A 19,066-nucleotide genomic window follows, 5' to 3' on the forward strand; every position below is an offset into this window, starting at 1 on the left:
AACTGTTGGGATAATAGTCCGATGGAGCGCTTCTTCAGAAGTCTGAAAAACGAGTGGATACCGGTAACGGGCTACATAAGCTTCAGCGAAGCAGCTCATGAAATTACCGACTATATCGTAGGATATTACAGCGCACTCAGGCCGCATGTACAACGGTGGGTTGCCACCAAACGAATCAGAAAATAGATACTGGAAAAACGCTAACGCGGTGGCCAGTTTTAGTTGACCACTACACTCGGCCGGACGGTAAACCTCTCTGGACCGGCTGGCGTTTTGTGGTACGGCCGGGGTAGCAGGTGAAATTGGCCTTGCCGAAACACGGCATGTACAGCTATCTAGTGGTGTCCGGCGGTTTTGACGTTCCGCCGGTACTGCAATCGCGCAGTACCGATATCAAAGCGGCGATGGGCGGTCTGGAAGGCAGATGGGTGCAGGTGCCCCCCGGCGGCCGCCCTATATCGTGCTGATGGCCGGTGCCCAGACGACCGGCGGTTATCCGCGTATCGCCTGTATCATCGAGGCCGATTTATACCATCTGGCGCTGATCCGTCTGGGCGCGACTGTTCATTTCATTCCTTGCTCATTGGATGAGCCGCATTCGGCTCTGGCAACAGCAGAACTGCTACCTAGAGCAGTTGGCTCTGGTGGCTGGCGCGGAGCGACTGAAATGGGGTAGGTGGCGGGGCCGCCCCGACGCGGCAGGTTTATTTGTGCTGGCTGTGGAAATCCCGCTGGGCATAGCCGGTGTAGAGCTGGCGCGGACGGGCGATTTTCAGACCATCGTCGTGCATTTCTTTCCAGTGGGCTATCCAGCCGACGGTGCGCGCCATGGCGAAAATGACCGTGAACATGGTGGAAGGAATCCCCATGGCTTTCAGAATGATGCCTGAGTAGAAGTCAACGTTAGGATAGAGTTTGCGCTCCTTGAAGTAGGGCTCGTGCAGCGCGATGTGTTCCAGCTCCATGGCCACCGCCAGCAGGTCATCGGAAAGCTTAAGCTCTTTCAAAACTTCATGGCAGGTTTCGCGCATGACGGTTGCGCGCGGATCGTAATTCTTGTACACGCGGTGGCCGAAGCCCATCAGGCGGAACGAATCGTTTTTGTCCTTGGCGCGCTTGATGAACTCGGGGATATGCTCCACCTTATTGATCCCCTCAAGCATCCGCAGACAGGCTTCATTGGCGCCGCCGTGGGCAGGCCCCCACAGTGAGGCAATGCCTGCCGCGATACAGGCGAAAGGATTGGCGCCCGAAGAGCCGGCGGTGCGCACCGTGGAGGTAGACGCGTTCTGTTCGTGGTCGGCGTGCAGAATGAGGATGCGATCCATGGCGCGTTCCAGCAGCGGATTGACCTCATAGGTTTCGCACGGCGTGGCGAACATCATATGCAGGAAGTTGCCGGCATAGGACAAATCGTTGCGCGGGTAGATAAACGGCTGGCCGAGCGAATACTTATAGCACATGGCGGCTACAGTGGGCATTTTCGACAGCAGGCGAAACGCGGCAATCTCGCGATGGCGTTCAACGTTGACATCCAGCGAGTCATGATAGAAGGCCGCCAGCGCGCCGGTCACGCCGCACATGACCGCCATCGGATGGAAATCGCGCCGAAAACCGTGGAATAGCCGGGTGATCTGTTCATGAATCATGGTATGGCGCGTGACGATAGTGCGAAACTCATCATATTGCTCGCAGGTCGGCGCTTCGCCGTTCAGGAGGATATAGCAGACCTCCAGATAGTTGGACTCCAGCGCCAGCTGGTCGATGGGAAAGCCGCGGTGCAGCAAGACGCCTTTGTCGCCATTGATATAGGTGATCTTGGATTCACAGGAGGCGGTGGAGGTGAAGCCGGGATCGAAGGTGAAATACCCCTGGCTGCCCAGGCTGCGGATATCGATTTCTTTTTCGCCCATGGTGCCCGTTAGCATATCCATGGCGATAGGGTCCTGCCCCTCAGGGGTAAAAGTCGCTTTACTTTCAGCCATTATATTCTCCTTAGCGCGTATAAACTCAATCTTTCACCACGGGTGGCTTACTAACCCCGGCGTTTTTTTCTACCGTCCGTGCCAAACATGCCAATAAGCCGGGTGCAAAGCGCAGCCTGACGCTTCACCCGTAAAGGTAGAACGAACGGTTTGCCTTGGGTGGTGAAGATTTATCAAAAATATTACTTGCTGTTAATAAGCACCTTAACCTGCGGGTCAAGGCGCTTTTCACACCGTTGCATAAACTTAATCTTGGAGGAAGTGTGCTGCCGCTCGATAAGCGAGTTATAGCATAAAAGCGGGGTGGTTTGTAATCAAAATGTTGCTTTATTGTCAATGTGGATGTATACCCTTATAGGAAATGTGAGAACCGTGACGGTACTCATTAAATCGTCCAAATGTTAACAAACTATTTGTATAGTAATTGTAATTATAATGTGAAAGCCATATACTTCAACAAGGTCTCCGGAACCCCCTGTAGTAGAAGCACTCAGCGTTATTTAACGCGTCATTTAGGCACAAGGAATTGTGGTTTTAGCACATGACGTCGCATGGTTTATCCCGTTAACGCTGTCTGAGCCAGCCAGGACCGGAGGAAGGAATATAATAATAGCTGTGTGGGCAAAACCGTGAAAAAACAAAGACCTGTCAACTCGGATCTGCAAACGATCCGGTTCCCCGTAACTGCAATAGCATCCATTCTTCATCGCGTTTCCGGCGTCATCATGTTTGTGGCTATCGGTATTCTGCTGTGGGTTCTCGGATTAACCCTCTCTTCCCCCGAAGGTCTCATTCAGGCGGCCGCCATGATGGATAGCTTTATCGTCAAATTCATCTTTTGGGGAATTTTAACCGCGCTGGCCTATCACACGCTGGGCGGTATCCGTCACATGCTGATGGATTTTGGCTATCTGGAAGAAACGCTGGCGATGGGTAAAACCACCGCAAATGTTACATTTTTGTTAACTGTCGTGCTATCTATATTGGCTGGAGTCCTCGTATGGTAAGCAATGCTTCGGCATTAGGAGGTAACGGAGTACATGAGTGGTTATTGGTTCGTGCATCCGCCATCGTTATTTGCCTTTATATTATTTATCTGCTCGGTTTTATCCTGTTGGCAGATACTCTCACCTATGACGTCTGGCGCGGTTTTTTCGCCACCCCTATGACGAAAGTCTCTACCCTGTTGACCCTGTTTTCCATCCTGGTGCACACCTGGATCGGCATGTGGCAGGTATTAACGGATTACATCAAGCCCCTGGCGCTGCGGCTGCAACTGGTTATCCTTATCGTGCTCATGGTGTACTTACTTTATGGAACTGTTGTGGTGTGGGGGGCGTAGTCAATGTCATTGCCGGTGAGAGAGTTTGACGCCGTAGTAATCGGCGCAGGGGGCGCAGGCATGCGCGCCGCGCTACAGATCTCCCAGATGGGACTCTCCTGCGCGTTAATTTCAAAAGTTTTTCCTACACGTTCCCATACGGTATCGGCGCAGGGCGGCATCACCGTCGCGCTCGGCAATAGCCATGAAGACGACTGGCAGTGGCATATGTACGATACGGTCAAAGGATCCGATTACATCGGCGACCAAAACGCTATTGAATACACGTGCAAAACCGGCCCGGAAGCGGTGCTGGAACTGGAGCATATGGGACTGCCGTTTTCCCGCCTTGACGACGGGCGTATCTACCAGCGTCCGTTCGGCGGCCAGTCGCTTAACTACGGTGGTGAACAGGCCGCACGCACCGCCGCCGCCGCGGACCGGACCGGGCATGCGCTGCTGCATACGCTCTATCAGCAGAACCTGAAAAACCACACCACCATTTTTTCCGAGTGGTACTCCCTCGATCTGGTGAAAACCCAGGATGGCGCCATCGTAGGCTGCACCGCGCTGTGTATTGAAACCGGTGAAGTGGTGTATTTCAAGGCGCGGGCGACCATTCTCGCCACCGGCGGCGCCGGACGCATTTATCAATCCACGACCAACGCCCACATCAATACCGGCGACGGCGTCGGCATGGCGCTACGCGCCGGAGTACCGGTCCAGGATATGGAAATGTGGCAGTTCCACCCCACCGGCATCGCCGGCGCCGGGGTACTGGTCACCGAGGGCTGCCGCGGTGAAGGCGGTTACCTGCTGAACAAGCACGGCGAGCGCTTTATGGAACGTTACGCGCCGAACGCCAAAGATCTGGCGGGCCGCGATGTGGTCGCCCGCTCGATTATGATTGAAATTCGCGAAGGCCGCGGCTGCGAGGGGCCTTGGGGGCCGCATGCCAAACTAAAGCTGGACCATTTAGGCAAAGAGGTTCTCGAATCGCGTCTGCCGGGGATCCTGGAACTGTCGCGCACGTTCGCCCACGTGGACCCGGTGGAGGAGCCGATTCCGGTCATTCCCACCTGCCATTACATGATGGGGGGGATCCCGACCAAAGTGAGCGGCCAGGCGATCACCGTCAACGCCCAGGGTGAAGACGTGGTTATCCCCGGCCTGTTCGCGGTGGGTGAAATCGCCTGTGTCTCGGTGCACGGCGCCAACCGCCTGGGCGGCAATTCGCTGCTGGATCTGGTGGTGTTCGGCCGCGCGGCGGGGATGCATTTGCAGGAGTCGCTGACGGAGCAGGGACCGACGCGCGATGCCAACGACGACGATATCGAGGCGTCGCTGAGCCGCTATCACCGCTGGAACAACAATCGCAGCGGGGAAAATCCGGTCGAGATCCGAAAAGCGCTGCAGGCCTGTATGCAAAACAACTTCTCAGTGTTCCGCGAAGGGGATGCCATGGCCAAAGGGCTGGCGGAGCTTAAGGAGATCCGCGAACGTTTGCATCATGCCCGTCTTGACGATACCTCGACGGAATTTAACACCCAGCGCGTAGAGTGCCTGGAGCTGGATAACCTGATGGAAACCGCTTACTCCACCGCGCTGTCGGCGAATTTCCGCACCGAAAGTCGCGGCGCCCACAGCCGTTTCGACTTCCCGGACCGCGACGATGAAAACTGGCTGTGCCACTCGCTGTATTTACCCGAAAGCGACAGCATGACGCGTCGTAAGGTCAATATGCAACCGACATTACGCCCGGCGTTCCCGCCGAAAGTGCGTACCTACTAGGGTGGAGGATGAATCATGAAGGTTGAATTTTCCATCTATCGCTACAATCCCGATGTCGACGATAAGCCGCACATGCAGGACTACACCCTCGCCGTGGAGGAGGGGCGCGATATGATGCTGCTGGATGCCTTAATCCAGTTTAAAGAGCAGGACCCCAGCCTGTCGTTCCGCCGCTCCTGCCGTGAAGGGGTCTGCGGCTCGGACGGCGTCAACATGAACGGCAAAAACGGTTTGGCGTGCATAACGCCGCTGTCGATGCTGCGCAAGGGCGACCATAAAGTCGTCATTCGCCCGCTGCCCGGGCTGCCGGTCATCCGCGATTTGGTGGTCGATATGGGGCAGTTCTACGCCCAGTACGAGAAGATCAAACCCTTCTTGATAAACGACGGCCGCAATCCACCGGCGCGTGAGCATCTGCAATCGCCGGAACAGCGCGCCAAGTTGGACGGGCTGTATGAATGTATTCTCTGCGCCTGCTGTTCCACGTCCTGCCCGTCTTTCTGGTGGAACCCCGATAAATTTATCGGGCCGGCGGGGCTTCTGGCTTCCTATCGTTTCCTTATCGACAACCGCGACAAACAGCAGCAGGCGCGGTTGGATGATCTGAACGACGCTTTCAGCGTTTTCCGCTGTCACAGCATCATGAATTGTGTCAGCGTATGCCCCAAAGGGCTTAACCCCACCAAGGCTATCGGTCATATCAAGAGTATGCTGGTGAACTATAGCGCCTGACGGGCGCGATCTGCTCCCCGTTCACTGTAGCGGTCGGGGGGTAGGGCAGGAAGCCTTTGAAGAGCGGCTGGCCGCGGGGCCAGCCGCTCTTCAAAGGTTCCTTCAGCAAAGATGACCTCGCAGGGGTAATCCGCTGGCTGAACCGCTTATTATGTTATCCGATTACGGGTTAACCACGGCGAAAACTGAAGCTTAAGGGATCATGATGCAGAACGGCGCAATGAAGGCCTGGCTGGGTTCCTCCTATCTGGCGGGCGCAAACCAGTCCTACATAGAGCAGCTCTATGAAGATTTTTTGACGGATCCTGACTCTGTCGATGCGAGCTGGCGTGCAATATTTAAACAGCTACCAACCGCGGGCGTCAGCCCTGATCAACTCCACTCCAAAATGCGGGAATACTTCCGCCGTCTGGCGAAAGATGCCACACGCTATACCGCCTCGGTCAACGACCCGGATATCGACTCAAAGCAGGTGAAAGTCCTGTGGCTCATCAATGCTTTCCGTTTCCGCGGGCATCAGCATGCCAATCTGGATCCTCTGGAGCTGTGGAAACAGGAAACGGTTCCCGATCTTGATCTTGCTTTCCATAACCTCACCGAGGCTAATTTCCAGAAAACTTTCAACGTGGGGTCGCTCGCCATCGGTCGCGACACCATGAAATTGGCGGATTTGTATGAGGCGCTGAAAAAAATTTATTGCGGCGCCATCGGCGCCGAGTATATGCACATCACCAATACTGAAGAAAAACGCTGGATCCAGCAGCGTATCGAGTCAGTGGTGGGCCAGCCGAGTTTCAGTCGCGACGAGAAAACGCGTTTTCTCGCCGAGCTGACCGCGGCGGAAGGGATTGAACGCTATCTGGGCGCCAAGTTCCCGGGCGCCAAGCGCTTCTCGCTGGAAGGCGGCGATGCGCTGATTCCGATGTTAAAAGAGATGGTGCGCTATGCCGGCAGCAACGGTACGCGGGAAGTGGTGCTAGGCATGGCACATCGCGGCCGCCTGAACGTGCTGGTCAATGTGCTGGGCAAAAAGCCGCAGGACCTGTTCGACGAGTTCGCCGGCAAGCATAAAGCGCACTTGGGCGCCGGTGACGTGAAGTACCACCAGGGCTTCTCCTCCGACGTCGAAACCGAGGGCGGGCTGGTGCATCTGACGTTGGCATTTAACCCCTCCCATCTTGAGATCGTAAGCCCAGTGGTCATGGGCTCGGTTCGCGCACGTATCGACCGGCTGGATGAGCAAAGCAGCAGTATGGTACTGCCGATCACGCTGCACGGCGATGCCGCTATCAGCGGCCAGGGCGTAGTGCAGGAAACGCTTAACATGTCTAAGGCGCGCGGTTACGACGTGGGCGGGACGGTGCGTGTCGTTATCAATAACCAGGTGGGTTTCACTACCTCCAATCCTCACGACGCGCGCTCCACCCAGTACTGTACCGATATCGCCAAGATGGTGCAGGCGCCGATCTTCCACGTCAACGCCGATGATCCCGAAGCGGTAGCGTTCGTCACCCGCGTGGCGTTGGATTTCCGCAATACCTTCAAGCGCGACGTCATGATCGATTTGGTGTGCTATCGCCGCCACGGCCATAACGAGGCCGATGAGCCGAGCGCCACCCAGCCGCTGATGTACCAGAAGATTAAAAAACACCCCACGCCGCGCAAAATCTACGCCGACCGCCTGGAGCGCGACGGCATTATCACCCTCGCCGACGCCACCGAACAGGTCAATGTGTTCCGCGACGCGCTGGATCAGGGCGAGTGCGTGGTGAAAGAGTGGCGGCAGATGAATATGCATTCCTTCGCCTGGCAGCGCTATCTCAATCATGACTGGGACGAAGAGTACCCCAGCCAGGTGAAAAGTAAGCGTTTGCAGTCCCTGGCGCACCGCATCAGCGAGGTGCCGGCCGGCGTCGAAATGCAGCCGCGGGTTGCCAAGATTTATCACGATCGCGGCGCGATGGCGCGCGGTGAAAAGCCTTTCGATTGGGGCGGCGCCGAGACGCTGGCGTACGCCACGCTGGTGGATGAGGGGATCCCCATCCGCCTGTCGGGAGAGGACACCGCCCGCGGCACGTTCTTCCATCGCCACGCGGTGGTGCATAACCAGAAGAATGGCTCCAGCTATACGCCGTTGGCCCATGTCCACAACGGTCAGGGCAGCTTCCGCGTTTGGGACTCGGTGTTGTCGGAGGAGGCGGTGCTGGCGTTTGAATACGGTTACGCCACCGCCGAGCCGCGCACTTTGGTAATTTGGGAAGCGCAGTTTGGCGACTTCGCCAACGGCGCCCAGGTAGTCATCGATCAATTTATCAGTTCCGGCGAGCAAAAATGGGGACGGATGTGCGGGCTGGTGATGCTGCTGCCCCACGGCTATGAAGGGCAGGGACCGGAGCACTCCTCCGCCCGCCTGGAGCGCTATCTCCAACTGTGCGCGGAACAAAATATGCAGGTTTGCGTCCCGTCGACGCCGGCGCAGGTCTATCATATGCTGCGCCGTCAGGCGCTGCGCAATATGCGCCGGCCGCTGATTGTCATGTCGCCCAAGTCGCTGCTGCGTCATCCGCTCGCTATCTCGTCGCTTGATGAATTGGCCAACGGCACGTTCCAGCCCGCCATTGGCGAAGTAAACGATCTCGACCCGCAGGGCGTTAAACGCGTCGTGATGTGTTCCGGCAAAGTCTACTATGATCTCTTGGATCAACGGCGCAAAAACGGGCAGCAAGACGTGGCCATCGTGCGCATTGAGCAGCTCTATCCGTTCCCGCTGCAGGCGATTCGGGAGGCACTAGCCCCCTATGCGCATGTGAACGATTTCGTCTGGTGCCAGGAAGAGCCGCAGAATCAGGGCGCCTGGTATTGCAGCCAGCACCATTTCCGCGAAGTGATATCTGCAGGCGCCGCACTGAATTATGCGGGCCGTCCTGCTTCCGCCTCGCCGGCAGTGGGGTATTTGTCCGTGCACCAGACCCAGCAGAAAAATCTGGTCAACGACGCGCTGAACGTTAATTAACAATAAGGATAGAGAATGAGTAGCGTAGATATTTTGGTTCCAGACCTGCCTGAGTCGGTCGCGGATGCCACCGTCGCCACTTGGCATAAAAAGCCCGGTGACAGTGTTCAGCGTGATGAAGTGCTGGTCGAGATTGAAACCGACAAAGTGGTACTGGAAGTTCCCGCCCCTGAAGCCGGCGTTCTGGAAACATTGTTGGAAGACGAAGGCGCTACCGTGACCGCCCGTCAAGTGCTGGGGCGTCTGCGCCCGGGCGACAGCACGGGCCAGGCGACGACAGAGAAGTCCCAGAGCCAGGAGTCCACGCCGGCCCAGCGCCATACCGCAGTTCTGGAAGAGGGAAGCAACGACGCGCTGAGCCCGGCCATCCGCCGCCTCATCGCCGAGCACGATCTTAATCCCGAGGCGATTAAAGGCAGCGGCGTGGGCGGACGTCTGACCCGCGAAGACGTCGAAAAACATATCGCCGGCCGCCAGAACGCCGCTCCGGCGCCGGCGCTCGGCAACCGCAGCGAAAAACGCGTGCCGATGACCCGCCTGCGCAAACGCGTGGCCGAACGTCTGCTGGAAGCGAAAAACAGCACCGCCATGTTGACCACCTTCAATGAGGTGAACATGCAGCCAGTGATGGATCTGCGCAAGCAGTACGGCGACGCGTTTGAAAAGCGCCACGGTATCCGTCTGGGCTTCATGTCCTTCTATATCAAAGCGGTACTGGAGGCGTTGAAACGTTTCCCGGAAGTGAACGCGTCTATCGATGGCGAAGATGTGGTTTACCACAACTATTTTGACATCAGCATCGCGGTATCCACGCCTCGCGGCCTAGTGACGCCGGTACTGAAGGATATCGATGCGCTGGGCATGGCCGATATCGAGAAAAAAATCAAGGAACTGGCTATTAAGGGCCGCAACGGCAAACTGAAAGTCGAGGAGCTGACCGGCGGTAACTTTACCATTACCAACGGCGGCGTCTTCGGATCATTGATGTCGACGCCCATCATCAACCCGCCGCAAAGCGCGATCCTGGGCATGCATGCCATTAAGGATCGGCCGATAGCGGTAGGAAGGCAGGTGGTTATTCTGCCGATGATGTATCTGGCGCTGTCTTACGACCACAGGCTTATCGACGGAAAAGAATCCGTCAGTTTCCTGGTGACGGTGAAAGAGATGCTGGAAGATCCTACTCGCCTGCTGCTGGACGTTTAGCGCATGGCGGCGGCGGACTTGGTGCCCGCCGCCCCAGGTCAACGGCTTTGGTGCCGAATTACGGCGACGCGACCGAGCGCCGCTGACACTCTCCAGACGAAGATGGAAACAACATCATGAATTTACATGAATATCAGGCAAAACAGCTGTTTGCTCGGTATGGTCTGCCTGCCCCGACGGGTTACACCTGCAACACGCCGCGTGAAGCGGAAGAGTCCGCCTCGAAAATCGGCGCCGGCTCCTGGGTGGTGAAATGCCAGGTGCATGCGGGCGGGCGCGGTAAATCCGGCGGCGTGAAAATGGTGAAGTCGAAAGAAGAGATCCGCGCTTTCGCGGAGCAGTGGCTGGGCCAGCGTCTGGTGACCTATCAGACGGACGCCCTGGGCCAGCCGGTCAATCAGATTCTAGTGGAAGCGGCCACCGATATCGCCAAGGAGCTTTATCTGGGCGCGGTCGTCGACCACGGTACGCGCCGCGTGGTATTTATGGCGTCCACCGAAGGGGGCGTGGAGATTGAAAAGGTGGCGGAAGAGACACCGCACCTGGTTCATAAAGTGGCTCTGGACCCGCTCACGGGCCCGCAGCCTTATCAGGGCCGCGAGCTGGCGTTTAAACTGCGCCTGAGCGGCAAGCAGGTTTCTCAGTTCAGCAAAATTTTTATGGGTCTGGCGACGCTGTTCTTAGAGCGCGATTTGGCGCTGGTGGAAATCAACCCGCTGGTGATAACCGGCGCCGGCGATCTTATCTGCCTTGACGGCAAATTGAGCGCCGACGGTAACGCATTGTTCCGCCACCCGGAGCTGCGCGAGATGCGCGATCACAGCCAGGAAGACGAACGCGAAGCGCACGCCACCCAGTGGGAGCTGAACTATGTGGCGCTGGACGGCAATATCGGCTGTATGGTGAACGGGGCCGGCCTGGCGATGGGGACGATGGATATCGTCAAACTGCACGGTGGCGAACCGGCCAACTTCCTTGACGTGGGCGGCGGCGCCACCAAGGAGCGCGTCACCGAGGCGTTCAAAATCATCTTGTCGGATGAGAAGGTCAAAGCGGTGCTGGTCAATATCTTTGGCGGCATCGTCCGCTGCGATTTGATTGCCGACGGCATCATCGGCGCGGTATCCGAGGTGGGCGTCAGCGTCCCCGTGGTGGTCCGTCTGGAAGGGAATAAAGCCGAACTGGGCGCCAAGCGATTGGCGGACAGCGGGCTGAACATTATCGCCGCCACGAGTCTGACCGACGCGGCTCAACAGGTTGTCGCCGCGGTGGAGGGTAAATAATGTCTATTTTGATTGATAAAAACACCAAAGTCATTTGCCAGGGTTTTACCGGCAGCCAGGGGACCTTCCACTCCGAGCAGGCGCTGGCCTACGGCACCCAAATGGTCGGCGGCGTCACGCCCGGCAAAGGCGGTACCGAGCATCTCGGTTTGCCGGTATTTAATACCGTGCGCGAAGCGGCAGACAAAACCGGCGCAACGGCATCGGTTATCTACGTGCCCGCGCCGTTTTGCAAAGACTCGATACTGGAAGCCATTGATGCCGGCATTGAGCTGATCATCTGCATCACCGAGGGCATCCCGACGCTGGATATGCTGACGGTGAAAGCCAAGCTCGAACAAAGCCGCGCGCGCATGATCGGACCGAATTGCCCGGGCGTGATTACCCCGGGGGAATGCAAAATCGGCATTATGCCGGGACATATCCATCAGCCCGGCCGGGTGGGCATTGTGTCCCGCTCCGGCACCCTGACCTACGAAGCGGTGAAACAAACGACCGATACCGGCCTTGGACAATCCAGCTGCGTGGGCATCGGCGGCGACCCGATCCCCGGCTCAAACTTCATCGACATCCTCAAGCTGTTTGAAGAGGATCCGCAGACGGAAGCCATCGTGATGATCGGCGAAATCGGCGGTAGCGCGGAAGAAGAAGCCGCCGCCTATATCAAGAATCACGTCACCAAACCAGTGATGGGTTATATCGCCGGCGTCACGGCGCCGAAGGGGAAACGGATGGGCCATGCTGGCGCGATTATCGCGGGCGGCAAGGGCACGGCAGATGAAAAATTCGCCGCCCTGGAAGCGGCGAGCGTTAAGACCGTGCGCAGCCTGGCCGATATCGGCGAAGCGCTGAAGTTTATTTTACCAAACTGAGTTGGCCCCTCGAAAGAGGGCGGACTGACGTCGCGCGCCCGGGGCCGCGGTGATGACATTGCATCAAGGGGCTGCCTGCGGGCAGCTTTTTTTGCCATAACAGCACAGTGGGAGCGATTTTTTCGTCCATTGCCCGGCAAAGAAGGGCTCATGCTTAGTCTGATGCGGATGCGGTCGTTACGCCTGATGATGCAAGACGACATTGGCGTTATACGCCGTCAGCCAAAGGCTCTGGCATGAGGTGAGCAGCGTTTGCAACGAAAGCGCCAGAAATAACGCTAAGTGATAAAAATGACGGTATGATGACCGTTGTGGATACTATATTAATAAACATGCGCTATCGCACAATGCGCATAATAAATAACGCTACCGCGCAGAAACGAATATTTCCCGCTATTATTTCCATTTACTTTTAACACCGTATTTTATTAATTACACTTTAGCAATATTTCGCCGGAATTGCTTTTTTTTGGCTACCAATATTTAATAAAGCGGGCGAAACATTGCGTCAAATCAATATCTCTCTGCGCGTGGCGGGTTATGCCGGCGCCGTTTTTGCGCCAGAACAATTTCAGCGACGACGCGGCGTTACCCCTCGATTGATCATTATGCGGTTTTAATACCTCCGTCACTAAAAAATATATTTATCCGGAGGATACTGAGGGGTACTATACGGGCATTCCCAACCGGGTCTGTTGGTATTTCTTTAATCCGTCTGCGGCGCCGCTGTTCTTCTTCCCCTCAAGGTCTGTAGTGGCATACTGAGGCGGCAGGCGGTTAATGATAACTATAAAGCCTTCATTATTCACCGTCCCTTTCCGGCTGACCCATTCACGAGGGACGGCCGTAGCGGCGCATGTGGGATCCTGCAAGGAGTCATCATGTTTGATGTCGTCGAACTATCACGATTACAGTTTGCTTTAACGGCGATGTATTATTTCCTGTTTGTGCCGCTGACGCTGAGTATGGCGTTTTTGCTGGCCATCATGGAAACGGTTTATGTGCTGTCGGGTAAACAGATCTATAAAGATATGACCAAGTTCTGGGGCAAGTTGTTCGCTATCAACTTCGCTCTCGGCGTGGCTACCGGTCTTACCATGGAGTTCCAGTTCGGTACCAACTGGTCATACTTCTCCCATTATGTCGGCGATATCTTCGGCGCACCCCTGGCCATTGAAAAGTTAATGGCCTTTTTCCTGGAATCCACCTTCGTTGGCCTGTTCTTCTTCGGCTGGGATCGCCTGGGCAAAGTGCAGCATATGGCGGTGAGCTGGCTGGTGGCGCTTGACTCCAACTTATCCGCGCTGTGGATCCTGGTGGCCAACGGCTGGATGCAAAATCCCATCGCGGCGGATTTCAACTACGAAACCATAGGTATGGAAATGGTCAGCTTCGCCGACCTGGTACTTAATCCGGTCGCGCAGGTGAAATTCGTGCATACCGTAGCCGCAGGCTACCGCACCGGCGCGATGTTTGTCCTCGGTATCAGCTCCTATTACCTGTAAAAAGGGCGTGACATCGCGTTCGCCATCGCCGCCTTCTTCGGCATGGCGGTGGAGCTGTCGGTCATCGTGCTGGGGGATGAATCCGGTTACGAGATGGGCGATGTGCAAAAAACCAAGCGGGCGGCGATCGAGACGCAGTGGAACACCGAGCCAGCGCCGGCCTCCTTTACCCTGTTCGGCCTGCCGAACCAGGAAGATCAGACCAACCATTTTGCGGTGCGTATCCCTTATGCGCTGGGCATAATCGCGACCCGTCCCACCGATCGCCAGGTTACCGGCCTGAAAGATCTGATGGCGCTGCATGAGGTGCGTATTCGTAACGGGATGAAGGCCTATAGCCTGCTGCAACAGTTACGCGAAGGCAGCACCGATCCTGCCGTGCACGAAGCGTTTAACAACAGCAAGCAGGGCCTGGGTTATGGACTGCTGCTGAAACGCTACACAGACGACATCACACCCAGGCCAACGAGCAGCAGATTCGCCAGGCAACCAGCGATTCTATCCCACGCGTGGCGCCGCTGTATTTCTCCTTCTGTATCATGGTGAGCTGCGGCGTGCTGATGCTGCTGCTGATTGCCGCCTGTTTCTGGACCGTGCTGCGTAACCGTATTGGTCAGCCGCGCTGGCTGCACCGCGCGATGCTCTATGGGATTCCGCTGCCGTGGATCGCGATCGAGTCCGGCTGGTTTATTGCCGAATACGGCGGCCGTCAGCCCTGGGCTATCGGTGAAATTCTGCCGACGTCTGTCGCCAACTCGACCCTGACCGCCGGCGACATCCTCTTCTCAATGGGGTTGATCTGCGGGCTCTATACGCTGTTTTTGGTAGCGGAAATGTATCTGGTGTTCAAATTTGCGCGCCTAGGGCCGAGCAGTCTGAAAACCGGCAACTACCATTTTAAGCAATCGTCCGTTTCCTCGGTGAGCGCACGGTAATACAGGAGCGAATGACTATGTTTAATTACAAAGTATTGCGTGTTGTCTGGTGGGTACTGATTGGCGTGCTGCTCATCGGCTTCGCCGGCACCGACGGATTTGATATGGGCGTCGGCATGCTGATGCGCCTGTTTGGCCGCGGCGACGTCGAGCGCCGGGTCATGATCAATACCATTGATTCGCACTGGGACGGCAACCAGGTATGGCTTATCACCGCCGGCGGCGCGCCGTTCGCCGCCTGGCCCCATGGTGTATGCCGCCGCGTTCTCCGGTTTTTATATCGCCATGATCCTGGTGTTGGTTTTGCTGTTCTTCCGCCCGGTCGGTTTCGACTACCGCTCGAAAATCGACGACGCCCGCTGGCGCAATCTGTGGGACTGGGGGATCTTTATCGGCAGCTTTATTTCTCCGGTGGTAATTGGGGTTGCATTCGGCAACCTGCTGCAGGGCGTGCCGTTCCACATGGACGAGTATCTGCGCCTGTATTACACCGGCAATTTCTTCCAGCTGCTTAACCCGTTTGGCCAGCTGGCGGGTATCGTCAGCCTGGCGATGTTCCTGACCTAGGGCGGCACGGCACCTAGCTGCAAATGCGTACCGGTGGCGATTTGCAGGTGCGGATGCGCGGCATCACCCAGCGTACCGCGCTGGTGACGGCGCTAACCTTCCTGCTGGCCGCTATTTGGGTCGTCTACGGCATCGACGGCTTTATTGTTACCTCCGTCATCGACCGGGCCGCGCAGTCCAACCCGTTGCACAAAGAAGTGGCGCATCAGAGGCCGGGGTGTGGCTGGCCAATTACCACGCATATCCGGGATTGTGGATCGTGCCGGCGCTGGGCGGGGTGCTACCGCTGCTGACAATTGCCTTTAGCCGTGCGGGGCGCCGCGCCTGGGCCTTCATTTGCTCCTCGCTGACTGTGGCTTGCGTGATTCTGACTGCGGGGATTACGCTGTTCCCGTTCATCATGCCGTCGAGCACGATGCCGAATGCCAGCCTGACCATGTGGGATGCGACCTCGAGCCTGGGGATGCTGAAAGTCATGACCGTGGTGGCGATCATTTTCGTGCCGATTGTGCTGCTCTATACCATTTGATGTTACTACAAAATATTCGGTCGCATCACGAAAGAACATATTAAACAAAACACGCATTCGCTGTACTGAGTTAAGTAGCTTAATTATGTGGTATTTCGCCTGGATTTTAGGAACGCTGCTGGCCTGTGCCTTCGGCATCATTACCGCGCTGGCTCTTGAGCATCTGGAAGATACCCGCGGTGAGGATGCCCTGAAGTGACAGGGCAGGCTATCTCGTTTTGGTACAGTCTGACGGACAAGCGCCCCCTGAGGGCGCTTTCCCTCGTCATGGCCCTGACGCTTGCCGGCTGCGTTTTCTGGTCACCATCCCGCTTCGCCGCCCAGACCACTACCCTGTCGTGGTGGCAGGGCATCTTAATCGTTTGGGCGGTTTGCGCAGGCGTGCTTCACGGCACCGGCTTTCGTCCGCGGCGCCTGCGCTGGCCTCTGGTTTTTCTGCCGTTGCCGGCGATGTTGGTCATGATCGCCGCCTTGCTTTACAGATTCTCTTAATAACTTTATGGTCCTTTAATCCTGTAATGTAAGGGACCTAAAATATTTTCTTTCCCCCCGTCTTAGCCATTCCCAACGTGTTAGGTCTTGCGTATAGTAAGCACCGTTGTTTTTGCGTTGTTGGACAGTGGAGTGCGTATTTCGTTCTTCCAGTAATCGGTTCGCGTCATACCGACGCCGGTGGCGCGGTCTACCATGCCCGTTACGTCGCCTTCTATTGAAGGCGCGCGTACCGAAATGGTACGCCAGCATAATTTTCATCAGCGTGCGCTTATGCAGGCGAGCGTGGCGTTCGTGGTGCGGCGCATGGCGCTGGGGTATTTTTGCGCCTGCGCGCCTGGAAGATTTACTGCAAGTGGAAAGCGAAATCGCCTCCCTCAAGAGCCCCTCTCTGACCTTTGCACAACGCATCCTGAATGCTGACCGACAATTGCTCAGCCAGGCTGACGCCGTAGATCGCATGTGTCGATCTACAGCAATTAAAGCCGGTTGCGCTTTTTAACGTCTTTTGTCGCGGAGTTCAAGCAGTGATTGACATGAACATCTTTGATCTGTTCCTGAAAGCGGGCTTTCTGGTAAAACTGATCGTGCTTATTTTGATATGCTTTTCTATTGCGTCCTGGGCCATCATTATCCAGCGCTCCCGTATCCTGACCTCCGCCGCGCGCGAAGCGGAAGCCTTTGAGGACAAGTTCTGGTCCGGTATCGAATTATCCCGCCTGTATCAGGAAAGCCTGACGCGCCGCGACAGCCTGAGCGGCTCCGAGCAGATCTTTTACGCCGGCTTTAAAGAGTTCGCGCGCCTGCACCGCGCCAATAATCACGCCCCTGAAGCGGTGGTAGAAGGCGCTTCCCGCGCCATGCGTATTTCGATGAACCGCGAACTGGAAGCGCTGGAAACCCATATCCCGCTCCTCGGTACCGTGGGTTCCATCAGCCCGTACATCGGTCTGTTCGGTACCGTGTGGGGCATCATGCACGCATTCATCGGACTGGGCGCCGTAAAACAGGGCACGCTGCAGATGGTCGCGCCGGGGATAGCCGAAGCGCTTATCGCCACCGCGATCGGTCTGTTTGCCGCCATTCCCGCGGTCATGGCCTTCAATCGCCTGAGCCTGCGAGTCAACAAGCTTGAGCAGAACTACGACAACTTTACCGAAGAGTTCATCGCCATCCTGCACCGTCAGGCTTTCGCCAGCGATAGCGCCAAGTAAGCAGGAGGGGTAATCATGGCCAGAAGGCACTCGAGCAGAGAAATCAAGTCCGAGATTAACATTGTCCCCTTGCTCGATGTGCTACTGGTGCTGGTGTTAATCTTTATGGCGACGGCGCCGATTATTACCCAGAGCGTCGAGGTGGATTTGCCTGATGCGACCGACTCCAAAACCGTCGGCAGCGATGATAATCCGCCGGTGATCGTCGAGGTTTCCGGCATCGGCCAGTACAGTCTGGTAGTCTATCATCAGCGTCAGGAGCAGTTGCCCTCCGAACAGGTGGTTTCCGAAGCGCGCGCCCGCATCACCGCGAATCCCAAGACGGTGTTTCTGATAGGCGGCGCCAAAGACGTGCCTTATGATGAGATAATCAAGGCGCTGAACTTGTTGCATCAGGCCGGCGTGAAGTCGGTCGGTCTGATGACGCATCCTATCTGACGGTCGGCTCGTGATGCGTACTATTTCCGGTCAACTCCATTTTGGGAATTGATTGTGTTGAAGGCTACCGAACAGAACGACAAGCTTAAACGTGCCATTATTCTGTCGATTGTGCTGCATTGCGTTCTGATCGCCGTATTGATCTGGAGCTCGATTCATCAGCCGCAAGAGACGAGTGCGGGCGGCGACGGGTCGTCCATTGATGCCGTGATGGTCGATCCCGGCGCCGTGGTGCAGCAATATAACCGTCAGCAGCAGCAAACCGACGCGCAGCGGGCGCAGCAGCAGGCAGAAGAGCTTCAGCAAAAGCAAGCGGCAGTGGAGCAGCGCCTGAAGGCGCTGGAGAAACAGCGGCTGGCCGCGCAGGAAGCCGCTGAAGCGCAACAGCGCCTGCAGGCTGAGCAGCAAAAACAGGCGGAAGATGCGGCTAAACAGGCCGAGGCAACCGCGGCACAAGCCAAAGCGGAAGCGGCGGCGCAGGCGAAGGCCGCAGCTGACGCGAAGAAACAGGCGGAGGCGGAAGCGAAAAAAGCCGCCGCTGCTGAAGCGCAGAAGCAGGCCGCCGCGGCTGCGCCGGCTAAAGCCGAAGCCGATGCGAAAGCCAAGGCCGATCAGGCAGCCAAAGAAAAAGCCGCCACCGAGGCCAAGCAAAAAGCCGCCGCCGCCAAACAATCCAGCGAGGTGGACGATTTGCTGGGCGGGCTGACCGACGCTAAAAATGCGCCCAAATCCGGCGGCGCGCCCGCCGGGACAGGCAACAGTAAGCTGAGCGTCGCCACCGGATTGGAAATCAATGGCTATCTGGCTCAAGTGCGCCAGGCTATCAGCAATAAGTTTTACGATTCGTCCAACTACAGCGGTAAGACCTGCATTTTGCGCATCAAACTGGCGCCAGATGGCATGCTGATTTCGCTCAGTTCTGACGGTGGCGATCCGGCGCTGTGTCAGGCGGCGGTCTCCGCGGCGAAGCTGGCGGCGATCCCCCGGCCGCCCAGTCCGAAGGTGTATGAGGCAGTTAAAAACGCGACGCTTGACTTTAAACCTTAGTAAGACCATTTAGCAGAATACAATGGTTATCAAATAGTCCTGTTTGGTTTAAGATTTATACTATGTTGTCTAATGGGAAGATGTAGTGTTGTTTAACCCGACAAGTTTACAATTTTGCAATTGCGACCGCCGCCCT

General features: G+C 56.7%; 14 protein-coding genes and 5 pseudogenes. 18 read left to right on the top strand and 1 reads right to left on the bottom strand.

What is annotated here, in order from left to right; all coding sequences use genetic code 11:
- Both ACTBDU_RS03300 and ACTBDU_RS03305 read left to right on the top strand, forming a co-directional pair.
- Positions 1–226, top strand: a pseudogene (locus ACTBDU_RS03300) (integrase core domain-containing protein); the annotation flags it as partial.
- A 10-nt stretch (positions 227–236) separates the two neighbouring features.
- Positions 237–641, top strand: a pseudogene (locus ACTBDU_RS03305) (hypothetical protein); the annotation flags it as partial.
- 63 nt (positions 642–704) lie between these two features.
- Here ACTBDU_RS03305 and ACTBDU_RS03310 read toward each other — a convergent pair.
- Positions 705–1,985: a citrate synthase gene (locus tag ACTBDU_RS03310; RefSeq protein ID WP_438805554.1), complete on the bottom strand. Its 1,281-nt coding sequence runs from the start codon at positions 1,983–1,985 to the stop codon at positions 705–707.
- A 617-nt stretch (positions 1,986–2,602) separates the two neighbouring features.
- Here ACTBDU_RS03310 and sdhC point away from each other — a divergent pair.
- The 16 genes and pseudogenes from sdhC (at position 2,603) to tolA (ending at position 18,930) form a co-directional block, all read left to right on the top strand.
- Entirely contained in the window at positions 2,603–2,992 is a 390-nt protein-coding gene (sdhC, locus tag ACTBDU_RS03315) for a succinate dehydrogenase cytochrome b556 subunit (RefSeq protein WP_438805555.1), read from the top strand.
- Positions 2,986–3,327, top strand: coding sequence for a succinate dehydrogenase membrane anchor subunit (gene sdhD, locus ACTBDU_RS03320; RefSeq protein WP_438805556.1), 342 nt, complete (start codon positions 2,986–2,988; stop codon positions 3,325–3,327). Before sdhC ends, sdhD begins: the two co-directional genes overlap by 7 nt.
- A 3-nt stretch (positions 3,328–3,330) precedes the next feature.
- Positions 3,331–5,097 (top strand): succinate dehydrogenase flavoprotein subunit, encoded by a 1,767-nt coding sequence (gene sdhA / locus ACTBDU_RS03325; RefSeq protein WP_438805557.1) that lies wholly within the window; start codon positions 3,331–3,333, stop codon positions 5,095–5,097.
- 15 nt (positions 5,098–5,112) lie between these two features.
- Positions 5,113–5,829 (top strand): succinate dehydrogenase iron-sulfur subunit, encoded by a 717-nt coding sequence (locus ACTBDU_RS03330; RefSeq protein WP_438805558.1) that lies wholly within the window; start codon positions 5,113–5,115, stop codon positions 5,827–5,829.
- 205 nt (positions 5,830–6,034) lie between these two features.
- Positions 6,035–8,842: a 2-oxoglutarate dehydrogenase E1 component gene (sucA, locus tag ACTBDU_RS03335; protein ID WP_438805559.1), complete on the top strand. Its 2,808-nt coding sequence runs from the start codon at positions 6,035–6,037 to the stop codon at positions 8,840–8,842.
- Positions 8,843–8,857: 15 nt separating this feature from the next.
- The gene (gene odhB, locus ACTBDU_RS03340; RefSeq protein WP_438805560.1) at positions 8,858–10,048 is read left to right on the top strand and encodes a 2-oxoglutarate dehydrogenase complex dihydrolipoyllysine-residue succinyltransferase; all 1,191 of its coding nucleotides are present in this window, start codon (positions 8,858–8,860) and stop codon (positions 10,046–10,048) included.
- Between the two features lie 116 nt (positions 10,049–10,164).
- Positions 10,165–11,331 (top strand): ADP-forming succinate--CoA ligase subunit beta, encoded by a 1,167-nt coding sequence (gene sucC, locus ACTBDU_RS03345; protein ID WP_438805561.1) that lies wholly within the window; start codon positions 10,165–10,167, stop codon positions 11,329–11,331.
- On the top strand, positions 11,331–12,203 hold the full coding sequence (sucD, locus tag ACTBDU_RS03350) for a succinate--CoA ligase subunit alpha (RefSeq protein WP_438805562.1): 873 nt from the start codon (positions 11,331–11,333) through the stop codon (positions 12,201–12,203). The genes sucC and sucD overlap by 1 nt, the downstream gene beginning before the upstream one ends.
- 881 nt (positions 12,204–13,084) lie before the next feature.
- Positions 13,085–14,643, top strand: a pseudogene (gene cydA / locus ACTBDU_RS03355) (cytochrome ubiquinol oxidase subunit I).
- Positions 14,644–14,660: 17 nt separating this feature from the next.
- Positions 14,661–15,808, top strand: a pseudogene (cydB, locus tag ACTBDU_RS03360) (cytochrome d ubiquinol oxidase subunit II).
- A gap of 16 nt (positions 15,809–15,824) precedes the next feature.
- On the top strand, positions 15,825–15,938 hold the full coding sequence (gene cydX / locus ACTBDU_RS03365) for a cytochrome bd-I oxidase subunit CydX (RefSeq protein ID WP_438805563.1): 114 nt from the start codon (positions 15,825–15,827) through the stop codon (positions 15,936–15,938).
- Entirely contained in the window at positions 15,935–16,231 is a 297-nt protein-coding gene (gene ybgE, locus ACTBDU_RS03370; protein ID WP_438805564.1) for a cyd operon protein YbgE, read from the top strand. The genes cydX and ybgE overlap by 4 nt, the downstream gene beginning before the upstream one ends.
- A gap of 155 nt (positions 16,232–16,386) precedes the next feature.
- Positions 16,387–16,762: pseudogene (locus tag ACTBDU_RS03375) on the top strand (YbgC/FadM family acyl-CoA thioesterase).
- A 5-nt stretch (positions 16,763–16,767) separates the two neighbouring features.
- A complete protein-coding gene (gene tolQ, locus ACTBDU_RS03380) occupies positions 16,768–17,445 on the top strand; it encodes a Tol-Pal system protein TolQ (protein ID WP_438805595.1) in 678 nt (225 codons plus the stop codon).
- Between the two features lie 15 nt (positions 17,446–17,460).
- Positions 17,461–17,883 carry a colicin uptake protein TolR gene (gene tolR / locus ACTBDU_RS03385; protein ID WP_438805565.1) on the top strand — a complete coding sequence of 141 codons (423 nt, stop codon included), beginning with the start codon at positions 17,461–17,463 and terminating at the stop codon, positions 17,881–17,883.
- Between the two features lie 54 nt (positions 17,884–17,937).
- Positions 17,938–18,930, top strand: coding sequence for a cell envelope integrity protein TolA (gene tolA, locus ACTBDU_RS03390; protein WP_438805566.1), 993 nt, complete (start codon positions 17,938–17,940; stop codon positions 18,928–18,930).
- Positions 18,931–19,066: the final 136 nt, after the last annotated feature.

Origin of the sequence: Sodalis sp. (in: enterobacteria) (assembly GCF_051710625.1) — a bacterium.
Classification (GTDB): domain Bacteria; phylum Pseudomonadota; class Gammaproteobacteria; order Enterobacterales; family Enterobacteriaceae; genus JBPESN01.